Origin of the sequence: Amycolatopsis sp. cmx-11-12 (assembly GCF_046269425.1) — a bacterium.
Taxonomy (GTDB): Bacteria; Actinomycetota; Actinomycetes; order Mycobacteriales; family Pseudonocardiaceae; genus Amycolatopsis.
The window spans coordinates 133,795-147,652 of sequence record NZ_JADNQM010000013.1; the positions used below are offsets into that span (position 1 = coordinate 133,795).

Genomic DNA, 13,858 nt, shown 5'->3' on the forward strand with positions numbered 1-13,858 from the left:
CCCAGTGGTGGGTAGGGTGTTACTTCTTCTTCGGTTTCTTCACCGGTTCGGGTCCGGATCCGGTGAGCGAGGGAATGCCCGCGGAGGCTTCGCGCAGGAGAACGGCGAGTGTCTCCAGGAAGGGTCCGGCGCCCTCGTAGATCAGCCAGCTGAAGAACGCGGTCTTCACCGCGGACTCCACGATCGCCGCCATGAGCCGCGCGTTCAACGCGTTTTCCGCGCCCGCGCCCGCACGTTCCAGAATGGCGTCGGCAAGCACCTGCTCGACCTTGGCGTGCGCCTTGAGGAACTCGCCCTGCACCGCCGGGTGCAGGAGCAGTGACCGCGCCAGCGTCACCGAGTCGCGGTTCGGTTCTCCCAAGGCGCTGTAGGCCTCCACCGTCGCGGCGCTGACCGCCTCCCACAGTGTCTCTTCCGCCGGCCGTTCGCGGAGCGCCTCCCGCAGCCGTTCCTGCCGTTCGACGATGAACGAGCAGATCGCCTCCTCCTTGCTGGAGAAGTAGTTGTTGAACGTGCGCGGCGAGACTCCGACGGCGGTGGCGATGTCCTCGACGCGGACCTGTTCGACGCCTTTCTCGACGGCGAGTCTGAGCGCTGCCTCGCTTATCGCGCGCCGGGCCGCGCGCTTCTTGCGTTCACGCAGTCCGAGTGGGGCGGCAGGGTCGAGTGTCACGACGGCAAGAGTAGGCAAAAGTTGCGGGGCACGCAAATTTATGCGCACTCCGCACTTTTCGGGCATCCCCCGTGTCGCGGAACACTCAAGATGAGCCGAATGGCCTAGTGCGCACCGCTCACCAGCCGCAACGCTTTCGTGACCACGTCACTGCCAGCGGTTGAACGGGAACCGACTGTGGACACGGATAGTGACTTCTGCTTGCATGGCCGTCGTTGTGCTGGGGAGTGCGACACGGGTCCGGGTAGGCGAAGAGAAAGAAGTGGAAGCACATGGTGACGCGGGCTCGAGGCTTGCTTGACCGCTCACGGGTTCTTCTGGACCGTTCCAGGGTCGCCGCGGCGCAGTTCCTCGCCGCCCCGCCCCGGCACGCTCCGTCGGCTCCGCCCGCCGAACCGGCGGTGGAACAGCGGCCTGCCGTCGAAGCACCGGACGCCGGTGCGCTCGCCGGTGTCTGTTCCAATGTCGCGCTGCGCGACCTCAATCTGCTCGACCAGTTGCTCGCACAGCTGGAGACGATGGAGGCGGGGGAGGAGAACTCCGACCGTCTTGCCGAGCTCTACCGGCTCGACCACCTCGCGACCCGCTTGCGGCGCAACGCCGAGAACCTGCGCGTTCTCGCCGGCCGCGACGCCGATGACACCGCTGCCGGGATCTCGTCCGTGCTCGACGTGATGCGGGCAGCGATGTCGTCGATCGACCACTACTCGCGGATCACTATCGGCCGGGTCGTTTCGCTCGGCGTCGTCGGGTTCGCCGCCGAGGACGTCAGCCGGATCCTCGCGGAACTGTTCGACAACGCGGCGAACCAGTCGTCGCCGAGTTCTCCGGTCAGTGTCAGCGCGCACCTCACCGAGCAGGGGAGTGTGCTGATCCGCATCGAGGACGAGGGCATCGGCATGCCGCCGGAACGTCTCGCGGTGCTGAACGAGCGACTGGCCGCCGGTCCCGTGCTCGACGACGATTCGGTGCGGCATATGGGACTCGCCGTCGTCGGCAGGCTCGCCGACCGGCACGAGATCACCGTCAAACTCGACCGCCGTACCCCGCACGGCACGGTCGCCACCGTGCTGCTGCCGGTCCCGGTGGTCTCGGAACTGGCCGAGAAACAGTGGTCCGGCAGCCAGACCGTGGTGCTGCCGCAGACGAGGATCACCAACGGAGCGCCCGCGGGCAGCCCCGTGGCGACGCCTTCCGGGCTGCCGAGGCGCCGCCCGGCCACACCGCCAGGACCGGAGCCGGAACGGAAACCCAGCCCGCGTCCGCGCACGGCCGTCCCGCCGCCCGCCGACGGCGGCACCACGGCGAGCGGCCTGCCGCGCCGGGTTTCCCGCAGTATCAGGACTTTGCCCGACGAACCGGCCCCGCCGACCACCTCGCCCGCCGACGCGGCGGACGGGCACGAGGCGCTGCTGGCCGACCTCGATGCCTTCAGCGACGGCGAGCGCGCCGCTCTCGATGACCGGCACGAGCGTGAGACCGGAGGAAACACTCAGTGACCGCCCAGGACGCGACCACGGATTTCACGTGGCTGCTCGACGATTTCGTGCGCAAGGTGCACGGCGCCAGCCACGCGCTGATCATGTCGGTCGACGGTTTCCCTTTGACCGCGTCGGAATCGGTGTCCAGCGACGATGCAGAGCAACTCGCCGCGATCGCGAGCGGCCTGCTCAGCCTCGCGGGCAACAGCGCCGCGCTGTTCGGCAAGGGCAACTGCGAGCAGATCATCATCCGGCTCACCCGCGGGTACTTCCTGTTCATGGGGATCGGCGCCGAGGCCGGGCTCGCCGTGCTGACCGAGCCCGACTGTGACATGAAGGTCGTCGCCTACGAGATGACCCAGTTCATCACGAACGCCGGTCACGCCCTCACCCCCGAGGTGCGAGCGGGACTCCGGCAGGTCCTGACCGCCCGACGGCCGCAGGCCTGAAAATCCGGAGAAGGAAGGGATGACCGTGTCCAGCGACCAAGCTCCGGACCGGCCGGTCAAGATGCGCAGCCGCAGAATCCGGCCGTACGCGCTGACCGGCGGCCGCACCAAGAGCAGCCACCTGTTGCTGGTGGAGACCCTGATCTCGGTTCCGCGCTACGACCCGGCGCTGTCCGAGGCACTGATGCCCGAATCGCGTTCGCTGTACGAGCGCGCCCGTGAGCGTGCGTCGATCGCCGAACTGTCGGTGGGGCTCGACCTGCCGCTGGGCGTGGTCCGCGTGCTCATCGGCGACCTCGCCACCCAGGGCGCCGTCTTCGTGCACCCGACGGCCCACGCCTACAACCACGATACGAACGTGCTCGAGAGGATCCTCGATGGACTCAAGCGCCTCCCGGTCTGACGCCGATCTTCTCGCCATCTCCGCCAAGATCGTGGTCGCCGGTGGATTCGGCGTTGGCAAGACGACGTTCGTCGGCTCCGTCTCCGAGGTCCCGCCACTGAGCAACGAGGCCTGGATGACCGAGGCCGGTGCCGGCGTCGACGAGCTGGTGCCCCCGGGAACCAAGTCCACCACCACGGTCGCGATGGATTTCGGCCGGATCACCCTGCGTGAGGACCTGCTCCTGTACCTGTTCGGCACCCCCGGCCAGGCCCGGTTCTGGTTCCTCTGGGACGACCTGTCGCGTGGGGCGCTCGGCGCCGTCGTCCTGGTCGACACCAGCCGGATCGACCAGTCGTTCGCGGCGATCAACTACTTCGAGAACGACTCCGAGCTGCCGTTCATCGTCGCGGTCAACCAGTTCGAGGGGATGCCGGTGCACGACCTCGACGAGGTCCGCGACGCGCTGGCGCTGTCCCCGGACATCCCGCTGGTCACCTGCGACGCGCGCGACCCGAAGTCGGCGGTCGCGACCCTGCAGGAACTGGTGACGCACACGTTGTCCCTCGCGGTGGTCTCCGGGCCGGGCCGCGAGTTCGCACTCAGCTGACGGTTCTCTGGGAGGAATGTCGAGGATGCGCAAGGTTCTGATCGTCGGTGCCGGGCAGTCGGGGCTCCAGCTGGCCTTGAGCCTGCTGGGCCACGACTACGACGTCACGGTGATGTCGGCGCGGACACCGGACGAGATCCGGTCCGGCAAGGTGATGTCGACCCAGTGCATGTTCCACTCCGCCCTGCAACACGAGCGGGACCACAAGCTGAACCTGTGGGAGGACGAGACGGTCCGGGTCGAGGGGCTCGGGGTTTCGATCGCGGGCCCCGACTCCAGCCGGGTGCTGGACTGGTTCGGGCCGCTGGAGCATTTCGCGCAGTCGGTGGACCAGCGGGTGAAGATGGCGAGCTGGCTCGAACTGGTCGAGGAGCGCGGCGGCAAGGTCGTCATCCACGGGGTGACCACTTCGGACCTCGCGCCGCTGGCGAAGCTCTACGACCTCGTGGTCGTCGCGGCGGGCAAGGGCGAGCTGGTGCAGTTGTTCGACCGCATCCCCGAGCTGTCGCCCTACACCGAGCCGCAGCGGGCGCTCTCGCTGGCCTACGTGCACGGCATGGAGCCCCGTCCGGAGCACCCGGACAAGGCCGCGGTGCGGTTCAACATCATCCCCGGTGTCGGTGAGCTGTTCATGATCCCCGCGTACACACTGAGCGGGAACTGCGACATCCTCTTCTTCGAGGGGGTGCCCGGTGGGCCGCTGGACTGCTGGGGCGACCGGCCGTCGCCGCAGGCGCATCTCGACCGGATCCTCTCGCTGATGAAGCAGTTCCTCCCATGGGAGTACGAGCGCTCGCGCAACGCCGTGCTGACCGACGAGAAGGCCACGCTCGCCGGCGGGTACACCCCGGTCGTGCGGAACGCGGTCGGCAAGCTGGACTCGGGCACCGTGGTGCTGGGCATGGCCGACGTCATCGTCGCCAACGACCCGATCACCGGCCAGGGCTCCAACAACGCGAGCCACTGCGCGGCGTCCTATCTGGACTCCATCCTCGACCGCGGGGACAAGCCGTTCGACGAGGCGTGGATGACGGCGGCGTTCGACAAGTACTGGGAGTACGCCCAGCACGTGACGACCTGGACCAACGCGATGCTGCAACCGCCGCCCCCGCACGTGCTCCAGATCATCGGCGCGGCGGGGGAGAAGCCCGCCGTGGCGAAGCGGTTCGCGAACGGTTTCTCCGATCCGACCGATTTCCAGCACTGGTTCCTCGACCCCGCGAAGGCGGAGAAGTACCTGGCCGAAGCGTGATTCCCGGGCCGTGAGGGTCCCGCGATCGGGTTCGCGGGACTGTCGCGGTGCGCCGTTTCGGGCTACCGTTGTTACCGAGCGTGAGTACGGTCGGTGACGGCGGTGGAGGTGCGACGCGATGCGTTCGATGTGGAAGGGCTCGGTGTCCTTCGGGCTGGTTAGCATCCCGATCCAGCTCTATGCGGCCACCGAGAACAAGAACGTCTCGCTGCGCCAGGTGCACGAGGCCGACGGCGGCCGGATCCAGTACAAGCGGTTCTGCACGATCGACGGCGAGGAAGTGCCCTACGCCGAGATCGCCAAAGGCTACGAACTGCCCGACGGCGAGATGGTCGTGCTCACCGACGAGGACATGTCCGAACTGCCGCTGGCGTCGTCACGGGCGATCGACGTACTCGAGTTCGTGCCGCTGGAGTCCATCGACCCGATCCACTTCGACAAGACCTACTACCTCGAACCGCAGAAGAACGCCGTCAAGCCGTACGTGGTCCTGCGTGACGCGTTGCAGAAGGCGAGCCACGTGGCGATCGCGAAGGTCGCCATCCGGCAGCGGGAGACGCTCGCGATCCTGCGGGTGCACAGCGACGTCCTGATGATGACGACGATGCTGTGGCCCGATGAGGTCCGCGTCCCGGACTTCGGCTTCCTGCACGACGATCCGCCGCAGGTGCGGCCGCAGGAACTGACGATGGCGGGTTCGCTGATCGACTCGCTCTCGGAGCCGGTGTTCGAGCACGAGAAGTACACCGACTCCTATCGCGAAGCGCTGGAAGCGATGATCGAGGCCAAGGCCGCGGGGAACGAGACGGCGAAACCGAAGGCCGTGGGTGCGAAGGCCGACGTCGTCGATCTCATGGAGGCGTTGCAGGCCAGCGTCAGCGAGGCGAAGAAGAGCCGGAAACCGTCGACGGCCAAGAAGGCCACCGCGGCGAAGAAACCCGCTTCCGGCAAGCGAGCCCCGAAGAGCGCTTGACCGTCCCTTGTGGACTTGTGCCCGGCGTCACTCCGCCGGGTCCGGCGACACGCCGTCTGCTTGCCAGGTTCTGTCGTCCCTCGGTGGTAGTAAGGCAATCGAGGAGAACTTTTCCGAAGCGATCTTCGATCTGATCGCGGGAGGCGGCATGAGCATGGAGTGCGCGTTCTGCGCCGGCGGACTCGACCACTGCCACGGAAGCCTGGTGGTCCACCTCGAGGGTGGTTTCACCGAATGCAGCGAGGATGGCTGCGTCGATCTCGACTTCGCCCGGCACACGCTGACGATCGACTGCTTCGACGTCGACGGCGGTTGCTCGTGCGCGGCGGTGGAGGCCCGGGAGCTGCTGCGGGCTTCTTGACCGGCGGCCAATACACCAGTCCGGCTCGATCCGGGTGATCGAAACCGATTGCCACCCGAAGGTGTATGCATTCGTGTACATCGTCGCCGGAAATGTGTTAACTATGACGGGGTCCTCCGGCTCTCCCTCCCCCTCGGAGCCGGGGGGCCCCTTCATGTCACGAAGTTTCCTTCGCGTCCGCACGGATGGTTCGCCTGGCGGACACAGACCGAGCACCCGGCGTGAGGGGAACGCCGGGTGCTCGGTCATTTCATGGCTGGTACCGGGGGCTCAGTACCAGAAGGTCCGGAGTTGCTCAGAACCAGTGGGCGCGACCGCCGATGGCCTTCCCGGTGTTGCCGAGAACGGCCAGGATGATGCCGATGACCGCAAGCGCGATCCCGATCGAGTACAGAACGGGGATGCTGGCGATGACACCGATGACAATCAGGATGACGCCGAGAATGATCACGGGGGCACCTTCTCCTTCGTAGTCGCCCGGCGAAAGGAGCCGCCGGGATGGGGCTACTGAAGGAGTTCCCGGTTCACCCGAAAGAAAACATGGCATCCAGCGGTAGTTTTCACGCATTTGGTCTAGCGGGGAGAGTGAAGGACCACCTACCCCGAGTACATGAAGGCCCCCTTCCTTGCGCTAGGCGCAAGGAAGGGGGCCTTCATGTACTTCAGGCGAGCAAACGTGCTGTCGCGAACGTGCCCAGCCTCAGTACCGGTAGTGGTCCAGTTTGTACGGTCCCTCGACGTCCACGCCGATGTACTCGGCTTGGCGCTTGGTCAGCTTCGTCAGCCGGACGCCCAGCGCGTCGAGGTGCAGGCGCGCCACCCTCTCGTCGAGGTGCTTCGGCAGCACGTGGACGTCGGTGGCGTACTCGCCCTGCTTCGTGAACAGCTCGATCTGCGCGATCGTCTGGTTGGTGAAGGAGTTCGACATCACGAAGCTCGGGTGGCCGGTGGCGTTCCCGAGGTTCATCAGCCTGCCTTCGGACAGCACGATGATCGAGTGCTTCTCACGGCCGTCGGTCGCAGGGAAGACCCACTCGTGCACCTGCGGCTTGATCTCGATCTTCTCGATGCCCGGGATCTTCGCGAGCCCGGCCATGTCGATCTCGTTGTCGAAGTGGCCGACGTTCGCGACGATCGCGTTGTGCTTCATCTTGGCCATCTGGTCGGCCATGATGATGTCGAAGTTGCCGGTGGTGGTGATGAAGATGTCGCCGCGCTCGACGACGTCGTCGAGTTCCACGACGTCGAGGCCTTCCATCGCTGCCTGAAGCGCGCAGATCGGGTCGATCTCGGTGACGACCACACGGGCACCCTGGCCGCGCAGCGATTCCACCGCGCCCTTGCCGACATCGCCGTAGCCGCAGATGACCGCGACCTTGCCCGCGATCATCACGTCGGTACCGCGGTTGAGACCGTCGATGAGCGAGTGACGGATGCCGTACTTGTTGTCGAACTTCGACTTCGTCACCGAGTCGTTCACGTTCATCGCAGGGAAGAGCAGTTCGCCTTCCTTGGCGAGCTTGTAGAGCCGCTTGACGCCGTTGGTGGTCTCCTCGGTGACCCCGCGGACCTCCTTGGCGATACGGGTGAACCGGCTGGTGTCGCGCGCGAGGCTCTCGCTCAGCGTGCGCAGCACGGAGTGGTATTCCTCGGGGTCTTCGTCGGTCGCCGGCGGAACGGCACCGGCGGCCTCGAACTCGACGCCCTTGTGGATCAGCATGGTCGCGTCGCCACCGTCGTCGAGGATCATGTTCGGGACACGGCCGTCGCCGAAGTCGAAGAGCTGGTCGGTGCACCACCAGTACTCGGCGAGCGTCTCGCCCTTCCACGCGAACACCGCGGAGCCCGAAGGCGCGTCGACGGTGCCGTTCGGGCCGACGACGACGGCCGCGGCCGCCTCGTCCTGCGTCGAGAAGATGTTGCAGGACACCCAGCGCACCTCGGCGCCGAGCGCGACGAGCGTCTCGATCAGCACAGCGGTCTGGACGGTCATGTGCAGCGACCCCGCGACCCGCGCGCCCTTCAGCGGCTGGGAGGCGGCGTATTCACGGCGCAGCGCCATCAAGCCGGGCATCTCGACCTCGGCGAGGCGCAGCTGCTTGCGGCCGGCCTCGGCGAGGGAAAGGTCGGCGACGGCGAATTCGATCCCGTTGACCTTGGACAGGGTGGGGCTCACAGGTTCTCCAATCGAGAGGAAGGCAAGGTGAAGCGGTCCTTCTCGCCGGTGGCGGGAAGGACAGGGGTCAAGTGCGGGGGTTCAGCGCTCGGCCTCGACCAAGAAGGCCGGAAAAGGGTTCTGACGCAAGAAAGGCACCTCCGCGGTGGGAGGCGCCCTTACGTCTGTCCGATGGGCCGAGCGTGGCGGAAGAATTCCGTCGCAGCGCCTCTCGGCCCGCGACCAGGATGGCAAAGCGCCGCGAGGGCTGTCAAGGCGACGCGGATCCCGCCGCCGTCGAGGAGAATTCGGCGCGGACACCCAGCAGGCGGACCGGTCTGCCGAGGTCGAACATGTCGAGCACGGCCAGCGCCGCCTGCTCGATCTCGGCCGGGTCCGCGGTCGGTGCGGGCAGGGTCACGCTGTGGGTGTGGGTCAGGAACGGCGCGAACCGGACCTTGACCGCGACCCGCGCGGCGGGCCTGCCTTCCTCGTCGACGTCCTGGGAAACGCGCTTCGCCAGCGCGACGACCTCGGCGGCCATGGCATCGGGGTCGGTCAGGTTCCGCTGGAACGTCGTCTCCCGGCTGCGGGATCGCGCGACGTACGGTGTCGCGGTGACCTCGGCGTCGCCGATTCCCCCGGCGAGGATCCGGTACCACGGGCCGAGTTTCGGGCCGAACCGCGCGGCGAGATCCGCCGGGTCGGCGCCCGCCAGGTCCAGCACGGTGCGATAGCCGGCTTCGGTGAGCTTCTTGGTGGTCTTGGCGCCGATGCCCCAAAGCGCGTCCGTCGGCTTCTCGGCCATGACGTCCCACCAGTTCTCCTGGACGAGACGGAAGATCCCGGCCGGTTTGGCGAATCCGGTGGCGAGTTTGGCGCGCAGCTTGTTGTCCCCGATCCCGACCGAGCAGGACAGCCCGGTCTCCTCGGCCACCACTCGCCGGATGTCGGCGGCGAGAGCTTCGGGATCGTCGGTGGTGACGCCGAGGAATGCCTCGTCCCAGCCGAGCACCTCGACGACGACGGGTAACTCCCGCAGCGTCGCCATCACCCGATCGGACACTTCTTGGTACGCGGGCGCGTCCGTGGCTAGGAATATCGCTTCGGGGCACCGTTTCGCGGCGGTTCGCAACGGCATCCCGGACCGGATGCCGAACTCCCTCGCCTCGTACGACGCCGTCGCCACCACGGCCCGTTCGGCCGGATCGCCCGTGCCACCGACGACCACGGGCTTGCCGCGCAGCTCAGGCCGCCGGGCGACCTCGACCGCCGCGATGAACTGGTCGAGGTCGACGTGGAGCACCCACTCCCGGACGGCCATCAGGTGACCTTAGGCCCGTTCCGCGACCTCGTCGCGCATCCGCTGCTCGTTCTCCTGAAGCTCCGGCGTGAAGTTCTCGCCGAAGTCTTCGGCTTCGAGGATCTTGCGGACCTCGAGGATGGTGTCGCCATGCGGGGGAGTGGGACAACGCTTTGCCCACTCGATCGCCTCGGCGCGCGACGGGACGTCGACGATCCAGAAGCCGCCCACGAGTTCCTTGGCTTCGGTGAAGGGGCCGTCGGTGACCGTGGACCCGGCGGCGTTGACCGTGATCCGCGCGCCCTTCGAGCTTTCTTGCAGACCTTCGCCGCCGACCAGCACCCCGGCGTCGAGCATGTCCTGGTTGAACTTCGCCATGGCGGTCAAGGCTTCCATCGGCGGCATCTTCCCGGCTTCGGAATCCTCGTCCGCCTTGATGATGATCATGAACCGCATGGGTCTTCCTCCCAGTGAACCGGACGTTTCGCCCGGACTCTACCGGCGGGAAGACGATCAGCCGCGACCGAACCGGGACAGGTGCACGATCACGGCCGACGTCACGGTGATCAACCCGACCAGCAGCAGGGCCGGGCTGTTCGTCACCATGCCCAAGAGCATCAACAGACCCGCGGTGAGGTCGAGACTCAGGATGATCGCCAGCCGGAGCAGGGGAGGCCGTGTGGGCCTGCCGGAGCGGAGCTGCGCGGCCAGCGCCGGCTCGGTCAGCTCGAACCAGCGCTCGATCTTCTCCAGCTCCTGCCGATCATGATGGCTCAGCATCGGTTTCTCCTTCGGCGCGCCCCGCCCGTCGATATCGGGGGAATACCCAGGACCAGGGCCGGATAAGCATCGAATTTCGCCGAGTGTTGTATAACGACCTATACGGATTGGCGAACGGATCATCCTATTTGGACCGAATGGTTGCGCCATTAGTGGTTTCGGCACGATGAAAGATCGTCAAAGAGGTGCGGAGGTCGGTAGTTTCTCCGATTGTGGCCAGGGTGGCCACGGTTGCTCCACCTGGGAGGATACGAGCGATGACCATACCCACCGAACCGATCGGCAGCATTCCTCGTCCGGGCTATCTCGTCGAAGCGCTCGGTGAGCACGCTTCCGGGCGGCTCGACGCCGACGGTCTCGGCGAGTTGCAGGAGAAGGCCCTCGTAGACACCATCAAACGCCTTGAGGAGACCGGTTCCCCGGTCATCACCGATGGCGAACAAGGCAAGCCGAGCTTCGCCACGTACCCCTTGGCGGGCCTCACTTCGCTGGCGCCGGACGGCGTGGTCATCCCCTTCGCCGACGGGCACACCCGGCAGCTTCCGAGGCTCACCGCCGGCCCGTTCCGCTATCAGACCTACGCCGACTCCTATCTGCGTGAGGCCAAGAAGCATGCCACCAAACCGGTGAAGCAGGCGGTGATCGCGGCTTCGGCGATCGGGCTCATCTATCCGGGTGAAGAATTGGCCGGGTATGACAAAGAGCAGTTCATCGCCGACCTGGTGAACGAAGCCGAGGCGGATATCCGCCGCAGTCTCGACGCGGGCGCCGACAGTGTTCAGATCGACTTCACCGAAGGCCGGTTGTCGCTGAAGCTCGACCCGTCCGGCGGCCTCTTGCAGTCCTTTGTGGACTTGAACAACGCGGTGCTGGATCGGTTCTCCGAGGAGGAACGCAAGAAGATCGGGGTGCACACCTGCCCTGGCGGCGACCAGGACTCGCCGCACAGCCTCGACGTCGACTACGCCGGACTGCTGCCGACGTTGTTCCAGCTGAAGGTGGGCAACGTCTACGTCCAACTGGCCAGTGAGACCGAGCCCGAGCGGGCGCTCCAGGTGATCGCCGAGCACTCCCGGCCGGAGCAGCGGATCTTCGTCGGCGTGATCGACCCGATCGACCCGCGCGTCGAGACCGCCGAAGAGGTCAGGGACAGGGTGCTTCAGGCGGCGCGGTTCATCTCGCCGGACCGGCTGGGCACCTGCGACGACTGCGGATTCTCGCCGTTTGCCGACGATACCTCGACGTCGCGGGACACCGCGTTCGCCAAGATCGCCGCCCGCGTCGAGGGCACGCGCCTCGCCGCCGAAGCACTCCACTGACGTCGCGTGATGGGCACCTTCGGTCAGTTCTGGATGGCGACGCGGATGCCGAGCCCGACCAGAAAGGTGCCCATCACCGCGTCCAGCGCGCGCCGGACACGGCCGGTGCTGAAGAACCTCCGCAGCGAACCGACCAGCGTCGACAGGACGAAAGTCCACGCGACGGCGACCGTGGTGGCGAGCGCCGCCAGTTGCAGGGTTTCCGCGGTCGTGGCGGAATGCGGGAGGAACTGGGGGATCAGCGCGAGGAAGAACATCGCGACCTTCGGGTTGAGCAGGTTGGTGAGCAGCCCGTGCCGGAACGCCGCCCGGGGCGCGACCACGGGCGCCGCCTTGTCCACGAGTTCGCTGTAGTCGCCGCGGCGCACCGCCAGCCACGCCTTGACGCCGAGGAAGATCAGGTACGCGGCGCCGATCAGCTTCACCACGGTGAAGGCGATCGCCGACGCGGTGAGGATCGCGGCGACGCCGAGCGCGATCGAGACCACCCAGACGAAGACGCCGAGCGCGATACCGAGTCCGGCGGCGATCCCGGCCTTGCGCCCGCCGAGGATCGCGCAGCGGGTCACCACCAGGAAGTCCGGGCCGGGTGCTATCGCGCCGAGCAGGCAGACCAAGACGAACGAGAGTGCGGTGGCCCCGGAGATCATCTTTCGATGCTATCGGGCCGGTCGGTGCCCCGGGTCATGACAGCGCCCGGGACGTCCACTCCGTCGGGTGTCGTCATCGTCACCCGCTCGACTTCAGCGAAGCCGAACGACCGGTACAGCGGGACACCGGGCAGGGTCGCGGTCAACGTCAGCGAGGTGAATCCTTCGGCTTTCGCCGCGAGACGACACGACTCGAGGATCGCGCGCCCGAGCCCTCGCCGAGTCCAGTCACCGCGCACGAACATGGCGCGCACCCGTGCGGGTTCGGTGGCCGGGTCGAGTGGACGGTCGTCGTCCGCCGCCTCGCCGGAGCCGGCGTGCATCTTGTGGCGCCTGCTCCAGCCCCCGCAGGCGACGATCTCGCCGTCCGCCTCGTGCACGAAGTAGGTGCCGTCTTCGATCAGCCGCAGATCGAGGTGCGCGATGTGCTCCGCCGCGCTCGCGGTCTGCCGCTCGTCATAGAAGCGGGGGAACAACTCCAGCACCGAAGCCCGCATCAACGCCGCGATCGCGGGCGCGTCGGCGAGGGTGGCCGTCCGCTGCGGCGGCAGAGGCGTCGTCATACTGTGGAAGATAGCCAACGACGGCGATCGGGCTACCGGATAATCGAGTGATGATCACCGACGACGGCTGTGAACTGTGGACCTCGGCAGCCGGAGCGGGCGAACCGATCCTGTGCTGCCACGGTGGCCCTGGCCTGTGGGACATGTTCGGCACGCTCGATCTCGGTCCGGGTTTCCGGCTGATCCGATGGGACCAGCGCGGTGCCGGGCGATCGGAACCACGCGGCCCGTACACCCTCGAACGGATGGTGGCCGACGTCGACGCCGTCCGTGAGTGGCACGGGCTCGACCGCGTCGCCGTGCTCGGGCATTCGTGGGGCGCGCATCTCGGACTCCTTTACGCGCTCGCGCGTCCGGAGCGGGTGAGCGCGCTCGTCTACGTGTCGGGCGTCGGCCTCGGCCATGGCTGGCACGCGGAGTTCAAGCGGAACTTCGAGCGAGCGCTGGGGGAGAGGCACGCCCGGTGGGCCGAGCTGAGCGCGGCTGACCACGATGAAGGCCGCGAACTCGCGGTGCTGCAATGGACGGCGGACTTCGCGGCGGACGGCGAGCGCCATGCCGAGGCGATGGCGACACCCTGGTTCCCGGTCAACTACGAGGCGAACGCCGCGTTGAGCGAGGAAATGCGGACGGTGCCGGAGGAGACGCTGATCGAGGCCTGCCGGGCGCTCACCGTGCCGACGCTGATCGTCGACGGGATGGCGGACAACCGGCCGCGGTGGGCGGTCGACTCGCTGGAACAGGCCTTGCCGTCGGTGACCCGGGTGCGGCTGCCCGGCGTCGGTCACGTGCCGTGGCTGGAGGCGCCGGACGCGTTCCGCGCCGCCGTGGCCGACTTCTTGGGCGATTCGGCCGAAGCGTGACTCAGGCATTGAGCGCGGCCGCTACTCCAGGGTGTGTCGCGAAA

General features: G+C 67.2%; 17 protein-coding genes. 9 read left to right on the forward strand and 8 right to left on the reverse strand.

What is annotated here, in order from left to right; translation table 11 throughout:
• Positions 1-19: 19 nt before the first annotated feature.
• On the reverse strand, positions 20-673 hold the full coding sequence (locus ACLARN_RS19840; RefSeq protein WP_409492911.1) for a TetR/AcrR family transcriptional regulator: 654 nt from the start codon (positions 671-673) through the stop codon (positions 20-22).
• A gap of 272 nt (positions 674-945) precedes the next feature.
• On the opposite strand from ACLARN_RS19840, the gene ACLARN_RS19845 reads away from it, so the two are divergent.
• The 7 genes from ACLARN_RS19845 (at position 946) to ACLARN_RS19875 (ending at position 6,181) form a co-directional block, all read left to right on the forward strand.
• Positions 946-2,172, forward strand: a complete 1,227-nt coding sequence (locus ACLARN_RS19845) for an ATP-binding protein (RefSeq protein ID WP_409492912.1) — start codon at positions 946-948, stop codon at positions 2,170-2,172.
• A complete protein-coding gene (locus tag ACLARN_RS19850) occupies positions 2,169-2,603 on the forward strand; it encodes a roadblock/LC7 domain-containing protein (protein WP_005159022.1) in 435 nt (144 codons plus the stop codon). The genes ACLARN_RS19845 and ACLARN_RS19850 overlap by 4 nt, the downstream gene beginning before the upstream one ends.
• Positions 2,604-2,622: 19 nt before the next feature.
• Positions 2,623-3,006 (forward strand): DUF742 domain-containing protein, encoded by a 384-nt coding sequence (locus ACLARN_RS19855; protein WP_409492913.1) that lies wholly within the window; start codon positions 2,623-2,625, stop codon positions 3,004-3,006.
• A complete protein-coding gene (locus ACLARN_RS19860) occupies positions 2,981-3,595 on the forward strand; it encodes a GTP-binding protein (RefSeq protein WP_409492914.1) in 615 nt (204 codons plus the stop codon). Before ACLARN_RS19855 ends, ACLARN_RS19860 begins: the two co-directional genes overlap by 26 nt.
• A 25-nt stretch (positions 3,596-3,620) precedes the next feature.
• Positions 3,621-4,847: a styrene monooxygenase/indole monooxygenase family protein gene (locus ACLARN_RS19865; RefSeq protein WP_409492915.1), complete on the forward strand. Its 1,227-nt coding sequence runs from the start codon at positions 3,621-3,623 to the stop codon at positions 4,845-4,847.
• 118 nt (positions 4,848-4,965) lie between these two features.
• A complete protein-coding gene (locus ACLARN_RS19870) occupies positions 4,966-5,820 on the forward strand; it encodes a Ku protein (RefSeq protein WP_409492916.1) in 855 nt (284 codons plus the stop codon).
• A gap of 148 nt (positions 5,821-5,968) precedes the next feature.
• Positions 5,969-6,181 (forward strand): hypothetical protein, encoded by a 213-nt coding sequence (locus tag ACLARN_RS19875; protein WP_409492917.1) that lies wholly within the window; start codon positions 5,969-5,971, stop codon positions 6,179-6,181.
• Positions 6,182-6,476: 295 nt separating this feature from the next.
• Here the strand turns inward: ACLARN_RS19875 and ACLARN_RS19880 are convergent, their stop codons facing one another.
• The 5 genes from ACLARN_RS19880 to ACLARN_RS19900 all read right to left on the reverse strand — a co-directional run bounded on the left by ACLARN_RS19880 (position 6,477) and on the right by ACLARN_RS19900 (position 10,419).
• Positions 6,477-6,749, reverse strand: coding sequence for a hypothetical protein (locus ACLARN_RS19880; protein WP_409492918.1), 273 nt, complete (start codon positions 6,747-6,749; stop codon positions 6,477-6,479).
• Between the two features lie 132 nt (positions 6,750-6,881).
• Complete coding sequence (gene ahcY, locus ACLARN_RS19885) at positions 6,882-8,357, reverse strand: adenosylhomocysteinase (RefSeq protein ID WP_409492919.1); 1,476 nt, start codon at positions 8,355-8,357, stop codon at positions 6,882-6,884.
• Positions 8,358-8,607: 250 nt separating this feature from the next.
• Complete coding sequence (locus ACLARN_RS19890; RefSeq protein ID WP_409492920.1) at positions 8,608-9,660, reverse strand: DNA polymerase IV; 1,053 nt, start codon at positions 9,658-9,660, stop codon at positions 8,608-8,610.
• Positions 9,661-9,669: 9 nt separating this feature from the next.
• On the reverse strand, positions 9,670-10,095 hold the full coding sequence (locus tag ACLARN_RS19895; protein ID WP_409492921.1) for a YciI family protein: 426 nt from the start codon (positions 10,093-10,095) through the stop codon (positions 9,670-9,672).
• A gap of 57 nt (positions 10,096-10,152) precedes the next feature.
• Positions 10,153-10,419, reverse strand: a complete 267-nt coding sequence (locus ACLARN_RS19900) for a DUF3040 domain-containing protein (RefSeq protein ID WP_409492922.1) — start codon at positions 10,417-10,419, stop codon at positions 10,153-10,155.
• 257 nt (positions 10,420-10,676) lie between these two features.
• On the opposite strand from ACLARN_RS19900, the gene ACLARN_RS19905 reads away from it, so the two are divergent.
• Positions 10,677-11,738, forward strand: coding sequence for a cobalamin-independent methionine synthase II family protein (locus ACLARN_RS19905; RefSeq protein WP_409492923.1), 1,062 nt, complete (start codon positions 10,677-10,679; stop codon positions 11,736-11,738).
• 23 nt (positions 11,739-11,761) lie between these two features.
• Here the strand turns inward: ACLARN_RS19905 and ACLARN_RS19910 are convergent, their stop codons facing one another.
• A complete protein-coding gene (locus ACLARN_RS19910; protein ID WP_409492924.1) occupies positions 11,762-12,388 on the reverse strand; it encodes a LysE family translocator in 627 nt (208 codons plus the stop codon).
• The gene (locus ACLARN_RS19915; protein ID WP_409492925.1) at positions 12,385-12,951 is read right to left on the reverse strand and encodes a GNAT family N-acetyltransferase; all 567 of its coding nucleotides are present in this window, start codon (positions 12,949-12,951) and stop codon (positions 12,385-12,387) included. The genes ACLARN_RS19910 and ACLARN_RS19915 overlap by 4 nt, the downstream gene beginning before the upstream one ends.
• A gap of 50 nt (positions 12,952-13,001) precedes the next feature.
• Here ACLARN_RS19915 and ACLARN_RS19920 point away from each other — a divergent pair, with 50 nt between their 5' ends.
• Entirely contained in the window at positions 13,002-13,814 is an 813-nt protein-coding gene (locus ACLARN_RS19920) for an alpha/beta fold hydrolase (protein WP_409492926.1), read from the forward strand.
• Positions 13,815-13,858 lie beyond the last annotated feature (44 nt).

Bases quoted from the DNA above. Each gene is read 5' to 3' on its own strand.
- ACLARN_RS19845 (WP_409492912.1), top strand. From the start codon at position 946: ATGGTGACGCGGGCTCGAGGCTTGCTTGACCGCTCACGGGTTCTTCTG.
- ACLARN_RS19855 (WP_409492913.1), top strand. From the start codon at position 2,623: ATGACCGTGTCCAGCGACCAAGCTCCGGACCGGCCGGTCAAGATGCGC.
- ACLARN_RS19860 (WP_409492914.1), top strand. From the start codon at position 2,981: ATGGACTCAAGCGCCTCCCGGTCTGACGCCGATCTTCTCGCCATCTCC.
- ACLARN_RS19865 (WP_409492915.1), top strand. From the start codon at position 3,621: ATGCGCAAGGTTCTGATCGTCGGTGCCGGGCAGTCGGGGCTCCAGCTG.
- ACLARN_RS19870 (WP_409492916.1), top strand. From the start codon at position 4,966: ATGCGTTCGATGTGGAAGGGCTCGGTGTCCTTCGGGCTGGTTAGCATC.
- ACLARN_RS19875 (WP_409492917.1), top strand. From the start codon at position 5,969: ATGAGCATGGAGTGCGCGTTCTGCGCCGGCGGACTCGACCACTGCCAC.
- ACLARN_RS19880 (WP_409492918.1), bottom strand. From the start codon at position 6,749: ATGCGTGAAAACTACCGCTGGATGCCATGTTTTCTTTCGGGTGAACCG.
- ACLARN_RS19890 (WP_409492920.1), bottom strand. From the start codon at position 9,660: ATGGCCGTCCGGGAGTGGGTGCTCCACGTCGACCTCGACCAGTTCATC.
- ACLARN_RS19895 (WP_409492921.1), bottom strand. From the start codon at position 10,095: ATGCGGTTCATGATCATCATCAAGGCGGACGAGGATTCCGAAGCCGGG.
- ACLARN_RS19900 (WP_409492922.1), bottom strand. From the start codon at position 10,419: ATGCTGAGCCATCATGATCGGCAGGAGCTGGAGAAGATCGAGCGCTGG.
- ACLARN_RS19905 (WP_409492923.1), top strand. From the start codon at position 10,677: ATGACCATACCCACCGAACCGATCGGCAGCATTCCTCGTCCGGGCTAT.
- ACLARN_RS19910 (WP_409492924.1), bottom strand. From the start codon at position 12,388: ATGATCTCCGGGGCCACCGCACTCTCGTTCGTCTTGGTCTGCCTGCTC.
- ACLARN_RS19915 (WP_409492925.1), bottom strand. From the start codon at position 12,951: ATGACGACGCCTCTGCCGCCGCAGCGGACGGCCACCCTCGCCGACGCG.
- ACLARN_RS19920 (WP_409492926.1), top strand. From the start codon at position 13,002: ATGATCACCGACGACGGCTGTGAACTGTGGACCTCGGCAGCCGGAGCG.